Raw genomic sequence first — 15056 nt, 5'->3', positions numbered from 1 at the left:
AAAAAAGGCTCCCGAGGGAGCCTTTTTTAGTTCAGCGAGTGCTGATGGGGGAGCTTAGTAGCCGCCGCGACCACCGCCGCCGCCGCCACCACTGCGGCCACCGCCGCCGCCGTAACCACCACCGCCGCCGCCAGCGCCACCACCGTAGCCGCCACCACCGCCGCCGCCGCTACGGCCGCCGCCGAAGCCGCCGCCAGCAGGACGGGGTTCCATCGGACGGGCTTCGTTCACGGTGAGTGCACGACCGTCGAGCGAATGGCCGTTCATGCCTTCGATGGCAGCGAGCGCTTCAGCGTCGGTGCCCATTTCGACAAAGCCGAAGCCCTTCGAGCGGCCGGTGTCACGTTCCATCATGACCTTGGCGGATGCCACCGAGCCGTACTGGCCGAAGGCCTGTTCCAGATCGTTGTCGCGGATGTTGTAGGACAGGTTGCCTACGTAAAGTTTCTTGCCCATGTGGGACTCCTAAATCAAACCAAAAAAATACAAAGCGATGGAGTCCCAGAATCACAACAAACAAAATGGCGCTGTGGCGCGAAACTGACCGATCACCCAATCCGTGCAGCAGTAAAACCGCTTGCACGTCTGAGGATTATCCGCTCGAAATGGAGATTGGGGGCGAAATTGTGTTTTATTACTTCCGAACACCGGTTGACGGGCGGTTGCGCAACGGTTTCAGCAGGTCGGACAGGCCGTTGTGGTCGATTTCATGCATCAACGCCAACAACCGGCCGATCTCACCCGAGGGAAAACCCTCGCGCGCGAACCAAGTGAGGTAGTTTCCGGGCAGATCGGCGATGAGTGTGCCCTTGTGCTTGCCGAATGGCATTGGAAGGGTCACCAGCCGCTGCAGGTCTTCGGGTTGCATCGCGGACTCAGCCTCCGGCGCGTTTCACGGTCTTGCCCAGCTTCACGAGGGCTGCGATGACCAATTCGCGGTGGTCGCCCTGGATTTCGATGGTGCCGTCTTTCACCGTGCCGCCCGAGCCGCAAGTGGCCTTGAGCTGTTTCGCGGTCTGCGCCAGCGTCTCGACATCGCGCGCGAGGCCCTTGATCAGCGTGACGCCCTTGCCTTTGCGGCCCTTTGTTTCGTGCGACACACGCACAATGCCGTCTGACGGCGCTGCGGCGCCCAACGCCCGGTTGGCACGGCAGGCGCATTGCGCCACGGGCTGACCGCATTCGGGGCACATGCGCCCCGCATCGGTCGAGTACACCAGGCGGGTGGCGCCGGCAGCGCCCGTCGAACTGTTTTTTTTCATCTTTCCAACCGACCTCGCATCAGCGCACCCTCTTCGTCATGTCATTCCAGTCTCTCGGCCTCGTCGCCGCCCTCGTCAGCGCTGCCACCGAGCGGGGCTACGCCACGCCGACGCCGATCCAGACCGCGGCCATTCCCGCGATTCTGCAGGGCAGCGACGTCCTCGGCTCGGCGCAAACCGGTTCGGGCAAGACGGCCGCATTTTCGCTGCCGATGTTGCAGCGCCTCGCAGCCGGCCAGGCGGACCCTCATCCGTCGGGCTCGCGCCGCGTGCGTGCGCTGGTGTTGGTGCCTACGCGTGAACTGGCGGCGCAGGTCGGCGAGGCGATTCGCGCGCTGGCACAGCATCTGCCGCAGCCGATGCGCATCGCGATCGTTTTCGGCGGCGTGTCGATCAACCCGCAAATGATGGGCTTGCGCGGTGGCGCGGACATCGTCGTGGCCACGCCCGGACGGCTGCTCGACCTGGTCGCGCACAACGCGCTCAAGCTCTCGTCGGTGTCGACGCTGGTGCTCGATGAAGCCGACCGCCTGTTCGACCTCGGCTTCGCCGAGGAACTCGGCAACATCCTCGCGCTGCTGCCGGTGCGCCGCCAGAACCTGCTCTTTTCGGCCACCTTCCCGCCGGCGATCCAGACGCTGGCCGACAAGCTGCTGCAAGACCCCGTCCGCATCGAGGTGCAGGGCGAGCCCGGTACCGAACCCGACATCGTGCAACGCGTCATCGAGGTGGATGCCAACCGCCGCACCCAGCTGCTGCGGCATCTCATCAAGGAAAGCAAGTGGGAGCGCGTGCTGGTGTTCGTGGCGACGCAGCACGCGGCGCAAACGGTGGCCGAGAAGCTCTACAAGAACGGCATCTATGCGGTGCCGTTCCATGGCGATATCGCCCAGGGCACCCGCACCGACATCCTTTCTCAGTTCAAGGACAGCCGCTGGGACGTCGTGGTCGCGACCGATCTCGCCGCGCGCGGCCTGGACATCGTCGACCTGCCGGTGGTCGTCAATTACGACCTGCCGCGTTCCACCGTCGACTACACCCATCGCATCGGCCGCACCGGGCGCGCCGGTGAAAGCGGGCTGGCGATCAGCTTCGTCACAGCGGCCACCGAGCCGCACTTTCGTCTCATCGAAAAGCGCCAGGGCCTGAGCTTGCCGCGTGAGCGCATCGAGGGCTTCGAGCCGGTCGAGACAGCGCCGGAGGCCGTGCCGCAGGGCAATGGCGGCGTCAAGGGCGCGCGCCCCAGCAAGAAGGACAAGCTGCGCGCCGCCGCGGCCGGCGCCATCAAGCCCGACTGAGCCCCGTGCCGCAGGCCCACTGCGGCTTACGCATGCGGCATCCGCCTGGATTCAGGCGCTTTCCCCCTACCGTTTCGGGCCGCGCGGCGTAACTTTGACGTCTGGTCAGGGAGTCGTCTGTGATCTTCGCGGAGACGGGCATGCGGAACAGGACAAGCGAATTGGGACCGGTGTTCGGCGACTGGCAGGACGCGGCCGACGCTTATGCGGTGCAACTGGACGCGCTGATGCGGCGCGAACCCGGCGCGGCCGAAGCGTTGGCGCGGCTGTCGAGGCGGCTCGCGCAATGCGCGTCCGAGTTCCGGGAGACCGGTGGCGAGCTGAACGACTGAAAAGCGCTGACGGACTCCCTGCCCATGCGTGCAAAAGTGTGTGGGCTTGCGGCAACTGGCGGGCTGTGTCCGACACCCGGTGTCGGATATTTTCGCTAGAGTAAAGAGCTCATCAAAGGAGAGCAAGCCGTGGAAAACAACGACGCAGGTCTGGACGTCAATGCGAAGCTGGTGTTCGACATGAACCTGGCGCTTTACCTCGACCTGATCGCCGTCCTCGAAAAATCCGGGGTGGTCACTTACCGCCAGATGGCCGCACGCGTGCTCAACATCAGCATCGATGCGCGGGACGATGGCGACACCAACCTGGCGACCGCACTCGAAGGCGTGGCCAAGGGCTTCGCGGGACAAGACGGCGGCCTGTCGATCGGCTTGCTCAAGACGGCTGGCGACCTGCGCAACGACGAGGCGCTGGGCGACATCCCGATGCGCCCGAACGACCTCTGAAAAACTCCTGAGCGTTGGGCGGCGCTAGGCTCTGAAGCGTTTGCGCGTCAGCGCCAGCGCGATCCAGAAGGCCGCCACCGCATACACCGCGAGCACGGTCGCATGGCGCCACCAGTCGGTGGGCCACTGGTCCATGAAGAGCGGCCGCACCAGCGCCACCGCGTTGGCCAACGGCAGCCATCCCGCCACCGCACGCACCACGCCCGGCAGTTGGTCCAGCGGAAAGAACACGCCACTCAGGAACATCATCGGCGTCATGTAGAGCGTGAAGTAGTAGGTGAAGAAGTCGTAGCCCTTGGCGAGCGCGTTGAAGATCAGCGCGATGCTCGAGAATGTGATGCCCGATGCCACCAGCACGAGCCAGGCGACCACCAGTTTCGGGCTGTGGCTGATGCCGAGTGCCAGCATCACGAACAGGATCGCCGTCACCGTGAAGATCGACTTGAACGCCGCCCACAGCATTTCGGCCAGCACGATGTCGTCGAGCCCGACCGGCGCGTTCATGATGCCGTCCCAGGTCTTTTGCACATGCATGCGCGAGAAGGCGGAGTAGAGCGCTTCGAAGCTCGCTGCGTTCATCGCGCTCATGCAGATCGAGCCGCTCGCCAGGAACAGGATGTACGGCACCTTGACGCCATCGACCGCGACCTCGCCGACCAGCGCGCCCATGCCGTAGCCGAAGGCCACGAGCCAGATCAGCGGCTCGGCGATGTTGCCGATCAGGCTCGGAATCGCGAGCTTGCGCCACACCAGCAGGTTGCGCAGGAACACCGGCCACCAGCGCATCGAGAGTTCGGGTGCGCGCCACACCGAGGGGGACGCGGCTTGCGCTTCAGCCGTCTTCACGAATTTGCCTTCCAGTCAATTTGAGGAACAGGTCTTCGAGGTTGGCCGGCCGGTGAAAGGTGCGCAGGCCGCCGCGCTGCGTGAGCGCATCGCGCAGGCGCCGCGCATCCTGCGTGTAGAAGAACACCGTCTCGCCGCTGACCTCGACGCGTGCGGCCATCGCCGTCAGTTCGGGCACCTCGGCCAGGGCCACCGCGCCGTTGCCATACACCTCGACCACGTCGGGTTCGAGGTGCTCGGCGATCAGGTCGCGCGGCTTGCCTTCGGCGATCTTGCGACCGTGGTCGAGCACCAGCAGGCGAGAGCACAGGCGCTCGGCCTCGTCCATGAAGTGCGTGGTCAGCAGGATCGACTTGCCCTGCTGCAACAGCACCTGCAGCCGCTCCCACATGAGGTGGCGGGCCTGCGGATCAAGGCCGGTGGTGGGCTCGTCGAGCAAGAGCAGCTTCGGGTCGTTGACCAGCGCGCGCGCCAGTGAGAGCCGCCGCCGCATGCCGCCCGACAACTCGCCCGGCTTGGCATCGGCCTTGTGCGACAGTGCCGCGAACTCGAGCAGTTGCGGCACGCGCGGCTGGATCTGCGACTTGGCCAGCCCGAAATAGCGTCCGTAGACAACCAGGTTCTCGGCACAGGAAAAGTCGGGGTCGAGCGTGTCGAACTGCGTCACCACGCCGAGCTGCGCCTTGATGGCCAGCGCATCGCGCGGCATGGCGAGGCCCATGGCCTCGATGCTGCCGCCGTCGGGGGCGGTCAGCCCGAGGCACATGCGGATCGTGGTGGTCTTGCCGGCGCCGTTCGGGCCGATCACGCCGAGGCATTCACCGGGAGCGATCTCGAACGAGAGATCGTCGACGACGGTAGTCTCGCCGTAGCGCTTGCGCAGCTGGTGCGCCTTGAAAAGGGGAGGTGCGGACACCGGCGCATTGTGGCGCAGGGCAGCGATCGCGCGCTGCGCAGCCCGACGAACCGGAGCCGTACACTGCCGCGCAGCGCCCGTCGGGCAGCCAAGGATTTGCGATGAAGGTTCGAATTTCGGCGGGATGGGTTGGAATCGTGGCGCTGGCCGCACTGCTGACGGCCTGCGCCGCGCCGACGTTGACGCCGGAGCGCGTGGGCCAGCTGGCCTATGCCGCGCTCGGCCCCGAAATGCAGATGGGCGAGCAGCTGACGCTGGTGTGGATCGAGGCGCCCGGCGCCACCGCGCAGCCGGTGGCGAATGCAGCCGCCGAAGCGGCGCGTTCACCGATGGTGCCCGAGCTCACGGCAGCCTTGTCGCGTGCGGCGCGGGAGCCGATCAACCTGGCCGTCGGCGGGCCCGACAGCGCCTATGCCGCGCAGGTGTTCCTGCAGGCCTTGCGCGCGGTGCCGCAGCCCGAACTGCCGGGGCTGCGCGTGGCCTTCGTCGGGCAACGCGCGGATGCCGCGCAGCTGGCGCCCGTCATGGCCGCCAAGCGCGCGGCGCTGCACTTCGAGCCGCCGTCCGACTGATCACTGGAACGCCACTTCCGCGAAGCTGCGCAGCTTCCGGCTGTGCAGCTTGCTCGACCCTTCGCTGCGCAGGATGTCGACGGCGGTCATGCCGATGCGCAGGTGCTGCTCGACGCGCTCGCGGTAGAAATGATTGGCCATGCCGGGCAGCTTGATCTCGCCGTGCAGCGGCTTGTCGCTCACGCACAGCAGCGTGCCGTAGGGCACCCGGAAGCGGAAGCCGTTGGCGGCGATGGTCGCGCTTTCCATGTCGAGCGCGACCGCGCGGCTCTGGCTGAAACGGCGCTGCGGCGTGTTGTTGGGCAGCAGTTCCCAGTTGCGGTTGTCGGTGCTCGCCACGGTGCCGGTGCGCATGAGGGTCTTGAGCTCCGGACCCCCCAGGCCGGTCACCTCGGCCACCGCGCGCTCGAGCGCAAGCTGGATTTCCGACAGCGCCGGGATCGGCACCCAGAGCGGCAATTCTTCGTCCAGCACATGGTCTTCGCGCACATAGGCGTGGGCCAGCACGTAGTCGCCGAGCTGCTGGCTCGGGCGCAGGCCGGCGCAGTGGCCGAGCATCATCCAGGCGTGCGGACGCAGCACCGCGACGTGGTCGGTGATGGTCTTGGCATTGGCCGGGCCGACGCCGATGTTCACCATCGTGATGCCCGTGCGGTCTTCGCGCACCAGGTGGTAGGCGGGCATCTGCGGCAATCGCGGCGGGGCCATGCCCTGCGTGCCGTCGAGCAGTTGGCCGAACACCTTGCTCGCGCCAGCCGTCAGTCCGCGCCGCCGCGTGACCACGTTACCGGGCTCGACGAAGGCGATGTATTCGCTGTGCTCGTCCGCCATCGCCTCGTGGCCGAGCCGCACGAATTCGTCGATGTAGAACTGGTAGTTGGTGAACAGCACGAAATTCTGGAACCACTCGGGCACCGTGCCCGTGTAGTGGCGCAGGCGGTGCAGCGAATAGTCGACGCGCGCGGCGGTGAACAGCGCCAGCGGCTGCGCCTCGCCCGACTTCGCTTCGTAGGTGCCGTTGGCGATGCCGTCGTCCATCGCGTGCAGGTCGGGCAGGTCAAACACATCGCGCATCAGCGCACGGCGTTCGGTGGCCATGGTGCCTTCGATGTGGTCGTTCTCCGCGAAGGAAAAGTGGATGGGGATCGGCTGCGTGCTGGTGCCGACCTCGAGCTCGACCTCGTGGTTCTCGAGCAGCAAGCGGAACTGTTCAAGGTAGTACGCGGCGAACAGGTCAGGCCGGGTCAGCGTCGTCTCGTAGCGGCCCGGTCCGGCGACGAAGCCGTAGCTCAGGCCGGCGTTGGCGGGCGGCGTCTTGCGCGCCGACGTATGGGTGTGCACCCGCACGAACGGGTAACAGGCGCGCACGCGGCCCGGCAGGCTTTCGCCGGCCACGAAGCGCTGCATGGTGTCGCGCAGATGCTGCAGCCCGCCGTCGTAGATGCTGCGCACCTGGGCGAGTGCCGCGGCGGCATCGGTGAAACGGGCGGGCGCGATGAAGGCGGGCATGTAAGGCATCGACGGATTGTGCAATGCGGCCCGCAGGAGCCGGCGCCACTCACACTCGGCGCAACCAGCGCTTGATACGACGAAGTGGCCCGGTCACGCGCCAGCTTGTGCTCGCGTGCACGGCGGCCAGCATTTCTTCCAGCGCTCGCATCTGGTCGGTTGTTGCGGCTTGCAAAGTGGCGAACCGTTGCGCTGCATGCTCGGCGTCAGTCCGCTGTCTGTCGACCATGGCTTGCACTTGGTCGAGTTGTCGGGCGCGCGCCGTGATGCCGTCGAGGAAGCCGTTGGCTTCCTGGCGAGAACCATCCAGCTCGACTTGAGCAACCTGCAGTTTGGCTTGGGTGCTCTCCAGTTCGTGGCGCAGCTGTGCCAACTGCGTCTGCGGCGGCATGAACGACGTCAGCGGATTTCTGGGTCCCGCGAAGCGCTCGCGCTGTGGCGTGTGCGGCCATGTATGAAAAAAGGAATCGTGGTTGTCGATCTCCCAGCGGTCGGGGACGAGGCCGACTGAGCGCATGGCCGTGTTGAACGACAACTGGTCCCGCCTCGAATAACGCAGAACGTGGAACATCCAAGATTCCATGGCGCGCCGTACCTTGTCGTTGCGGTGGTCCCGCAGCAGGATCGCGGTCCAGTGGGGCCGCTCTTCCAGTGCGGCATCCCCGGTGGCCAGGTAGTGGTTCAACTGCTCGAAGATCCGGTTCTGGTCGTCGAAGCCAACCCGCGCCACCTCGATGAATTCGTCGTGAACCGTGTTCCTGAAGCTGTGGGTCGGAAGACCGATACCGCTGGCAGCTTCCAGGCTTCCGACGAATCGCTCCGGCGCCTCGCGCAAGATCACCGAGTTGTCGATGTAGAGCGATCGATCGAATTCCGACAGGGCCGGGATCCAGTGAGGGCATGTTTTCAGGATGCGCTGGCTGCGAATCGGATCCATCGGAAACGCAGTGGACACCTGGACAATGGTCCAGCTCTCGCTCGTGAGCAGCGGGTTGTCGGTCAGGCAGATGAACGGAATGTCCGATTCCAGTGCCATGGGCTGTTCGTTCAGCGCTTCATAGTCGCCGATCAGCAACGTGTAGACACAAAATTTGGAAGGAATGTTCATGAAGCTTGGCCGGCCGGGCGAACAGCGCGGCGAGCGTGACTAGCGTTGAGGTCTGCGCCGCAGGGCGATGTCTTGCGAGTGGAAGGCGCGGGTCGCCAGCACGGCGGCCAGACGTCTTCCGTCGCCTTGGATCGGGGTGAAGGCGCCGGTGGCGGGATCAAACACCTCCGGCTGGAAGCGGCTCACGAGCCAGTCGATGTCCGCCTGTCCCAGGTGATGGACTTCGAGAAAGATGACAAGGTCGGCCAGCGCGTCGCCAACGCCATGAAGGCCGCGAAGGACATCGCACTCCCAGCCCTCCACGTCCAGCTTGACCAGCACTCGCTTTTCCTTGAGAGGTGTGCCGTCGTCGATCAATGCGGCCAGCGTGGTGACCGCCACATCCAGGCTTCTGACGGTATGGCCTTGGCTTTCGGCATGAGGTTCCGCCCCGAGCTTGCTCAATCCGGACCATGTTTCGTCCACGAGCAGGGGCAGCGTGCCATCGGCTCTGCCGAGCGCCTTCTCGACGACCGGGATTTCCAGCCCCGCGTCGGCGATCGAGCGCCGGAGCAAGGCCGCGAGCAACGGATTGGGTTCGACCGCTACGCATCGTACGGCCAGAGGAACATCGATGTTGAGCAGCATTTCGCCGTAGTTCGCGCCGACATCGACGATGTCGGTCCACGCGGAGGCCGCCAGCCGTTGCCATGCCTTGAGGGACAGGGGGTTCAGGTTCCCAGCGCACTCGCGCAGCCGCACGCCACGCAGGTCGTTGGCCGCCACATGGATGCGTCGTCCGTTGGTGCACACGGCGACCAGGGGATCATCGGCAACATTTTCGAGAGTCACGGGCGCACCCCCTGCTCGGAGCTCACGGGGCCGCGCTTGCTGCCCTGAAGATTCCCTTTCCCCAGCCCGGTGTAGGCAAAGCCGGCGGCCACAGCGGCTTGCGGGCAAAAGATGTTGCGCAGGTCGATGAGCACCGGTGTGCGCATTCCGCGGCGCAAGCGGGGAAGGTCCAGCGCACGGTATTGCGACCACTCCGTGGCAATCACGATGGCATCGCAGCCCTTGCTGCATTCGTAGGGATCGTCCAGACACGTCGCTTGGGGCACCAGTGCAAGCACATGGTGCAACGCCTGCGGGTCGGACAGCCTGACGGTGGCGTTGGCAGCGCACAGTGCGATGGCCAGGGCCAACGCCGGCGCTGCCCTGACGTCATCGGTGTCCGGCTTGAATGCGACGCCCAGGATGGCAATCGTCTTGCCGTCAACATTGCCATCGAACGCACGTCGGATCTTCTCGACCATGGCTTCGGTGCGTTGTTCGTTCAACGCGATGACCGTTTCCACGATCCGCAGCGGCGCGTGGTGCGCCTGCGCCGTTCCGCGCAGCGCGACGAGGTCTTTCGGCAGGCAGGAGCCGCCGTAACCCGGGCCTGCCCGCAAGTATTGCGACCCGATGCGGGGGTCGAGGCCCATCCCCACCGCAACCTCCTCCACGTCGGAGCCGACCTGCTCGCAGAAGTCGGCGATTTCGTTGATGAAGGCCAGCTTGGTGGCGAGAAACGAATTCGCCGCGTACTTGATCAACTCCGCCGTGCGCCGGCTCGTCACGACGACGGGGATGCCTTTCGCCGTCAGTGGTGCGTAGAGGCGTCGCACCAGCGCCGAAGCCTTGTCCGATTCGCTGCCAATGACCACGCGAGCGGGTTCGATGAAGTCGTCAATGGCACTGCCTTCGCGCAGGAACTCAGGATTCGACACCACGGCGATGTGCGCCGAAGGGCGCACCTCCTGCACGCGGCGCTGGATGTCGTCGCCTGTGCCGATCGGCGCGGTGGACTTGATCACCAGCACCGCATCGGGCTGCATCGCTTTTGCGCTGGCCTCGACCGACGCGTGCAGTTGGGAGAGGTCGGCGTTCTCGCCGTCCTGCGCCATCGGCGTGCCCACGGCGATGATCACCAGCTCGGCTTGCGCCACGCCTTCTTCGAGGTTGCTGGAAAAGCGCAGCGGCGTGCGGCCGTCTGGTCGCACAACGCGGCCTTCGGCCACCAGTGCCTGCAATCCTGGCTCGAAGAAGGGAATCTTCCCCTGCTCCAGGTCCGCGATGCGTTGGACGTCTCGGTCGACACAGGTGACGCCGTGGCCCAGCGCGGCCAGGCAGGCACCGGAGACGAGACCGACGTATCCGCTGCCCACCACGCAGATGCGCAATGCGGGATGGTCCGGGTCGGGCGCTGAAATTGGGGGGTGGGAGAGGAGGGAAGTGAGAACGGATGAGGGCACTGAGAATGGGTCATTCGAAGAGGATGGGGGGCAGTACCCGGCACCTCGACAAGCTGGTGACGCCCAGCTGGAGCCGATTAATCTTTGTGAAAAATTATTAAACAGTGGATGCCCGGCGATCTCAAGCAGGCAAAAGTATTCGGCAACCCCGGTCGTGAACCTTGGAGACAGCCCTTCGCTCAGGCCATCGACCCCGCCACCGGATCGCGCATCGTGACGAATTCTTCCGCCATCGTCGGGTGGATGCCGATGGTGCTGTCGAACAGCGCCTTGGTCGCGCCCGCGCGCATCGCCACCGCGAAGCCCTGCACGATTTCGCCGGCGTCCGCGCCGACCATGTGCAGGCCGACCACGCGGTCGCTCGCCGTGTCGACGATCAGCTTCATGAAGGTGCGCTCGGTGCTGCCCGACAGCGTGTGGCGCAGCGCCCGGAACTCGCTGGAGAACACCGTGACCTTGCCGTATTTCGCGCGCGCGTCGGTTTCTGAATAACCGCAGGTGCCGATGTTCGGATGCGTGAAGACGGCGGTCGGAATGAACTCGTAGTCCATGCGGCGCCGACGCTCGCCGAAGAGCGCGTCGACCACCACCATCGCCTCGGCCAGCGCGACCGGTGTGAGCTGCACGCTGGTCGAGACGTCGCCCACCGCGTAGATCGACGGCACCGAGGTGTTGTAGTGCCCATCGACCGCGATCGCGCCGCGCTTGTCGACCGCGACGCCCGCGGCTTCGAGCCCGAGTGCCTGGGTGTTGGGCACGCGCCCGGTCGCCATCAACACCGTGTCGACCTCGAGATGGCGTCCGTGCGACAGCATGACTTCCAGCCCGTTCGCGCCGCGCGTGATGCTTTGGACTTCGGTGCTCAGCATCAGGTCGACGCCGGCCTTGCCCATCTCGGAAGAAACGAACTGGCGCACGTCGTCGTCGAAGCCCGACAGCACATGGGCGCGGCGATGCACCTGCGTGACCGTCGCGCCGAGGCCGTTGAAGATCGATGCGAACTCGCACGCGATGTAGCCGCCGCCGACCACCAGCAGCCGCTTGGGAAAGGGGTCGAGGTCGAACATGCCGTCGGAAGTGACGGCGTGCTCGCGGCCCGGAAGCTCCGGCACGAAAGGCGTGCCGCCGGTCGCGATGAGGATGTGCCGCGCGGTGAAGGGCTGCCCGTCGACATCCACCGTGTGCGCGTCGAGCAATTGCGCCCAGCCGTTGAGCAGCTTGACGTTGGCGTTCTGCAGCAACGCACCGTAGATCCCGTTGAGCCGGGTGATCTCGCGCGCGCGCTGCGACTTGAGCAGCGACCAGTCGAGCTGCGGCGCCTCGGGCGGCACGCGCCAGCCGTAGCCGGCGGCTTCTTCGAAGGCCTCGCCGTAGCTGGCCGCATAGCTGTAGAGCTTTTTGGGAATGCAGCCGACGTTCACGCAGGTGCCACCCAGCTCGGCGGCCTCGGCCACGGCCACGCGCGCACCCCGCTGGGCGGCCATGCGTGCTGCGCGCACGCCGCCGCTGCCACCGCCGATGACAAAGAGATCGAAGTCGTATGTGCGCATCAAAAAGCTCCTTCGCGATGACTGTAGCGGGCTTGCATTGTCATCAAGCGTTGGCTTTCGGATGTGCGAGGAAGAAGCGGAGCATTTCGCTGCTGGCGTCGGCGCCGCGTGGATCGGTGAAGCTGCCGCGTGCGCTGCCACCGGACCACGCATGTCCCGCGCCGTGCAGTTGCCAGTATTCGACAGCCTGATGGCCGTCGGCTGCGGCGTACACGGTGCGCGTGAAGCGCTGGCCCCCGGCCGAAGCGCCTTCGGCTGCGCGCTGTGGTGCTGCGTCGCCGGCGTTGCGAGCGCCGAGCGCGCCCGCCACCACCGCCTCGCCATTGCGCGCGCTCACGGTGGCATCGGCATCGCCGTGGAAAACGATGAGCGGCGGCATCGGCGACGCGTCGGTTCGGTGTGCCATGGCCGGGCCGCCATGCATCGCGGCCATGGCCGACATCACGTCGTGCGCCGCGCCGGCCGGCAGGCCCGAATGCACGCCCACCGCTGCGAAAACGTCGGGGTAGCTGCGTCCGAGGATGTCCGCCATCGCGCCGCCTGCCGACAGGCCCGCCACGTAGACGCGCGCCGGGTCGATGCCGTTTGCCGCCATGACCGACTGCGTCAGCGCGACCAGCGCCGCCGGTTCGCCCCGACCGCGCTGCTGGTGCTGCGGCTTGAACCAGTTCCAGCATTTTTGCGGGTTGGCGGGCTGCGTCTGCGCCGGGTACAGCACCGCGACGCCGAGCTCGCGCGCCAGCGTGTTCATCTGCGTGCCGGCCGCGAAGTCGTCGGGGTTCTGCGTGCAACCGTGCAGCATCAACACGAGCGGCAGGCGCTGTGGGGCGTCGGCGATCGCGCGGGCCGCTGGCGGCAGGTAGAGCTTGTAAGCGAGCGTGCGGCCCTGGTGGGTGAAGCTGCCGTCGGTCCACTGCTCGGACGCGCTGTCGGTGCGCTGCATGGGCACGGCTTCATCGCCGACCACGCGCGCCGGTACGTCGATGACAACGGCGGCGTGGTGCGGCGGGGCATCGGCCGCAGGCATTGGCGTCGGCGCGCTTGCGACGCTCGGCTCGCCACGCAATGCGCGCTGGATCGCGTCGGTGGCGTCCTGCAGGTTGCCGCCGCGGGTGAGGCGCGTGGCTTCGTTCATCAGGCGTTGGAAGAGGGGGTTCATGGGCGCTGCTTTCGGATTGTTCGGATGTCAGTGGATGCGGCCGGCAAGCGCGACCTTGACCGGACCGCTGGCGTGCAACGCGCCGAGCACGGTGATCGACTCGATGGTGGCCAGCGCCAGTTCGGGCGTCACGTCGGCCGCGAGGGTCGCGAGGCCCAGCACGCGAATCTGCAGCGTCTGGCCGGCGGCGCGCACCGCCTCGAGATCGGCGGCAGAAAACTGTTGCAGCCCGAGCACCAGCATCTTGCGGGCGACCACCTGCCGAAGCGCGTCGCCGTGGGCGGTGAGCTGGTTGCGGATGGCGGTGCGGATGAAGTCGGTGCGGTTCGAATAGAAGCCCTCGGCGACGAGCAGGTCGATCTGGCCGAGATCGACGTAGCCGAGGTTGATCGTGATTTTTTCGGAATCGAGCGGTTTGACTTTGGCGGGAAGGGGTGCGGTCGCTTGAGGCATGGCTCAGAGCATAAAACCATCTGTATGGATGGTCAAGGGATGGAAATTGATAGGAATGCCTAAATCCCGGGCCGCTGTCACAATTTCTCCATGACGCTTTCCCACACACCTTCCGACCCGGTCCAACCCGCCGAGGGCTACGCCGGGGACATCTCGCCGCCGATGGCCGCGCATTGGGTGACGGCAGGCGATGCCGTGCTGGTCGACGTGCGCAGCGATGCCGAACGCGAGTGGGTCGGCTACGTGCCGGGCGCCGTGCCGGTGGCCTGGAAGCAGTGGCCCGGAATGGCAATGAACGAGGGCTTCGATGCCGCGCTGCGCGCCGCCGTGCCCGCTGGCCAGAAGGTGGTGCTCCTGTGCCGCAGCGGCGTGCGCTCGATCGCGGCCGCCCGGCGCGCGACCGAGTTGGGCATCGAGGCCTACAACATCCTCGAAGGCTTCGAAGGCAACCCCGATGCGCAGGGCCAGCGCGGGCGCACCGGCGGCTGGCGTTTTCGCGGCCTGCCCTGGAAGCAGAACTAGGCCTGCTGCCCGCGCGCAATAATCCGGCCAATGGCCTTCCTCGCAATCGACATCGGCAACACCCGGCTCAAGTGGGCGCTCTACGAGGCGCCACGGCCGGGCGCTCCCTTGCTTGGGCAGGGCGCTGAATTTCTCGACCACATCGAGCGGCTGGCCGAGGGCCCGTGGGCCGACCTGCCGCAGCCGACCTCGATGCTCGGCTGCGTGGTGGCCGGCGATGCGGTGCGACGGCGCGCCGAAGAGCAGCTCCACGAACGCTTCGACTGTGCGCCGCGCTGGGTCGTGTCGAGCGGGGCTGAAGCCGGCATCGTGAACGGCTATGACCATCCGACGCGCCTGGGCGCCGACCGCTGGGTCGCGATGATCGGCGCGCGCCACCGCATGCTGCAGCAGCACGGTGCCGCCCGGCCGATGGTGGTGGTGATGATCGGCACCGCCGTGACGGTCGAAGCGGTGGATGCCGACGGCAAATTTCTGGGCGGGCTGATCCTGCCCGGCCACGGCATCATGCTGCGCGCACTGGAATCCGGCACGGCTGGCCTGCACGTCCCGACCGGCGAAGTGCGGGAGTTCCCGACCAACACCAGCGATGCGCTCACCAGCGGTGGCACGTACGCCATCGCGGGCGCGGTCGAGCGCATGGTGCAGCACCTGCGCCAGCGCTGCGGGGCCGAACCGGTCTGCTACATGACGGGTGGCGCAGGGTGGAAGATGGCACCGTCCATGAACGGCAGCTTCGATCTGGTCGAGAGCCTGATCATGGATGGTTTGCTCGTCATCGCGCAGGATCGCGCGTTGGCGAGCTGACG

General features: G+C 66.4%; 18 protein-coding genes. 6 read left to right on the top strand and 12 right to left on the bottom strand.

Annotation, left to right across the window (positions count from 1 at the left end):
• Positions 1 to 54: 54 nt before the first annotated feature.
• The 3 genes from AX767_RS07700 to AX767_RS07690 all read right to left on the bottom strand — a co-directional run bounded on the left by AX767_RS07700 (position 55) and on the right by AX767_RS07690 (position 1262).
• The gene (locus tag AX767_RS07700; RefSeq protein WP_068630109.1) at positions 55 to 456 is read right to left on the bottom strand and encodes an RNA recognition motif domain-containing protein; all 402 of its coding nucleotides are present in this window, start codon (positions 454 to 456) and stop codon (positions 55 to 57) included.
• Positions 457 to 634: 178 nt separating this feature from the next.
• Entirely contained in the window at positions 635 to 868 is a 234-nt protein-coding gene (locus AX767_RS07695; RefSeq protein WP_068630107.1) for a DUF3820 family protein, read from the bottom strand.
• 7 nt (positions 869 to 875) lie between these two features.
• A complete protein-coding gene (locus AX767_RS07690; protein ID WP_068630105.1) occupies positions 876 to 1262 on the bottom strand; it encodes a translation initiation factor Sui1 in 387 nt (128 codons plus the stop codon).
• A gap of 38 nt (positions 1263 to 1300) precedes the next feature.
• Here AX767_RS07690 and AX767_RS07685 point away from each other — a divergent pair, with 38 nt between their 5' ends.
• The 3 genes from AX767_RS07685 to AX767_RS07675 all read left to right on the top strand — a co-directional run bounded on the left by AX767_RS07685 (position 1301) and on the right by AX767_RS07675 (position 3339).
• Positions 1301 to 2560 carry a DEAD/DEAH box helicase gene (locus AX767_RS07685; RefSeq protein ID WP_068630103.1) on the top strand — a complete coding sequence of 420 codons (1260 nt, stop codon included), beginning with the start codon at positions 1301 to 1303 and terminating at the stop codon, positions 2558 to 2560.
• A gap of 140 nt (positions 2561 to 2700) precedes the next feature.
• The gene (locus AX767_RS07680) at positions 2701 to 2892 is read left to right on the top strand and encodes a hypothetical protein (RefSeq protein ID WP_156480995.1); all 192 of its coding nucleotides are present in this window, start codon (positions 2701 to 2703) and stop codon (positions 2890 to 2892) included.
• A gap of 129 nt (positions 2893 to 3021) precedes the next feature.
• Positions 3022 to 3339 carry a hypothetical protein gene (locus AX767_RS07675; RefSeq protein WP_237288594.1) on the top strand — a complete coding sequence of 106 codons (318 nt, stop codon included), beginning with the start codon at positions 3022 to 3024 and terminating at the stop codon, positions 3337 to 3339.
• A gap of 24 nt (positions 3340 to 3363) precedes the next feature.
• On the opposite strand, the gene AX767_RS07670 is transcribed toward AX767_RS07675, so the two are convergent.
• Positions 3364 to 4125 (bottom strand): ABC transporter permease, encoded by a 762-nt coding sequence (locus AX767_RS07670; protein ID WP_068633461.1) that lies wholly within the window; start codon positions 4123 to 4125, stop codon positions 3364 to 3366.
• A gap of 46 nt (positions 4126 to 4171) precedes the next feature.
• A complete protein-coding gene (locus AX767_RS07665) occupies positions 4172 to 5101 on the bottom strand; it encodes an ATP-binding cassette domain-containing protein (protein WP_068630100.1) in 930 nt (309 codons plus the stop codon).
• Between the two features lie 101 nt (positions 5102 to 5202).
• Between AX767_RS07665 and AX767_RS07660 the strand changes: the two genes are divergently transcribed.
• A complete protein-coding gene (locus tag AX767_RS07660; protein ID WP_156480994.1) occupies positions 5203 to 5673 on the top strand; it encodes a hypothetical protein in 471 nt (156 codons plus the stop codon).
• On the opposite strand, the gene AX767_RS07655 is transcribed toward AX767_RS07660, so the two are convergent.
• The 7 genes from AX767_RS07655 to AX767_RS07625 form a co-directional block, all read right to left on the bottom strand.
• Positions 5674 to 7191, bottom strand: coding sequence for an AMP nucleosidase (locus tag AX767_RS07655; protein WP_068630096.1), 1518 nt, complete (start codon positions 7189 to 7191; stop codon positions 5674 to 5676).
• A 40-nt stretch (positions 7192 to 7231) separates the two neighbouring features.
• Positions 7232 to 8290, bottom strand: a complete 1059-nt coding sequence (locus AX767_RS07650; protein ID WP_068630094.1) for a DUF616 domain-containing protein — start codon at positions 8288 to 8290, stop codon at positions 7232 to 7234.
• 39 nt (positions 8291 to 8329) lie between these two features.
• Complete coding sequence (locus tag AX767_RS07645) at positions 8330 to 9121, bottom strand: FkbM family methyltransferase (RefSeq protein ID WP_156480993.1); 792 nt, start codon at positions 9119 to 9121, stop codon at positions 8330 to 8332.
• Positions 9118 to 10491, bottom strand: a complete 1374-nt coding sequence (locus AX767_RS07640) for a UDP-glucose dehydrogenase family protein (protein ID WP_068630090.1) — start codon at positions 10489 to 10491, stop codon at positions 9118 to 9120. Before AX767_RS07640 ends, AX767_RS07645 begins: the two co-directional genes overlap by 4 nt.
• A 251-nt stretch (positions 10492 to 10742) precedes the next feature.
• Positions 10743 to 12113 (bottom strand): glutathione-disulfide reductase, encoded by a 1371-nt coding sequence (gene gorA / locus AX767_RS07635; RefSeq protein WP_068630089.1) that lies wholly within the window; start codon positions 12111 to 12113, stop codon positions 10743 to 10745.
• A 43-nt stretch (positions 12114 to 12156) separates the two neighbouring features.
• Positions 12157 to 13272 carry an extracellular catalytic domain type 1 short-chain-length polyhydroxyalkanoate depolymerase gene (locus tag AX767_RS07630; protein WP_068630087.1) on the bottom strand — a complete coding sequence of 372 codons (1116 nt, stop codon included), beginning with the start codon at positions 13270 to 13272 and terminating at the stop codon, positions 12157 to 12159.
• Positions 13273 to 13299: 27 nt separating this feature from the next.
• Positions 13300 to 13725: a CopG family transcriptional regulator gene (locus tag AX767_RS07625; RefSeq protein ID WP_068630084.1), complete on the bottom strand. Its 426-nt coding sequence runs from the start codon at positions 13723 to 13725 to the stop codon at positions 13300 to 13302.
• A 90-nt stretch (positions 13726 to 13815) separates the two neighbouring features.
• Between AX767_RS07625 and AX767_RS07620 the strand changes: the two genes are divergently transcribed.
• Together AX767_RS07620 and AX767_RS07615 are read left to right on the top strand one after the other, a co-directional pair.
• On the top strand, positions 13816 to 14247 hold the full coding sequence (locus AX767_RS07620; protein ID WP_068630083.1) for a rhodanese-like domain-containing protein: 432 nt from the start codon (positions 13816 to 13818) through the stop codon (positions 14245 to 14247).
• Between the two features lie 30 nt (positions 14248 to 14277).
• Positions 14278 to 15054: a type III pantothenate kinase gene (locus tag AX767_RS07615; protein ID WP_068630081.1), complete on the top strand. Its 777-nt coding sequence runs from the start codon at positions 14278 to 14280 to the stop codon at positions 15052 to 15054.
• Positions 15055 to 15056 lie beyond the last annotated feature (2 nt).

The sequence above is a fragment of the Variovorax sp. PAMC 28711 genome (genome assembly GCF_001577265.1).
Taxonomy (GTDB): Bacteria; Pseudomonadota; Gammaproteobacteria; order Burkholderiales; family Burkholderiaceae_C; genus Variovorax.
Note: the sequence above shows the minus strand (reverse complement) of the source record. Positions and strands in the feature narration are given on the sequence as shown.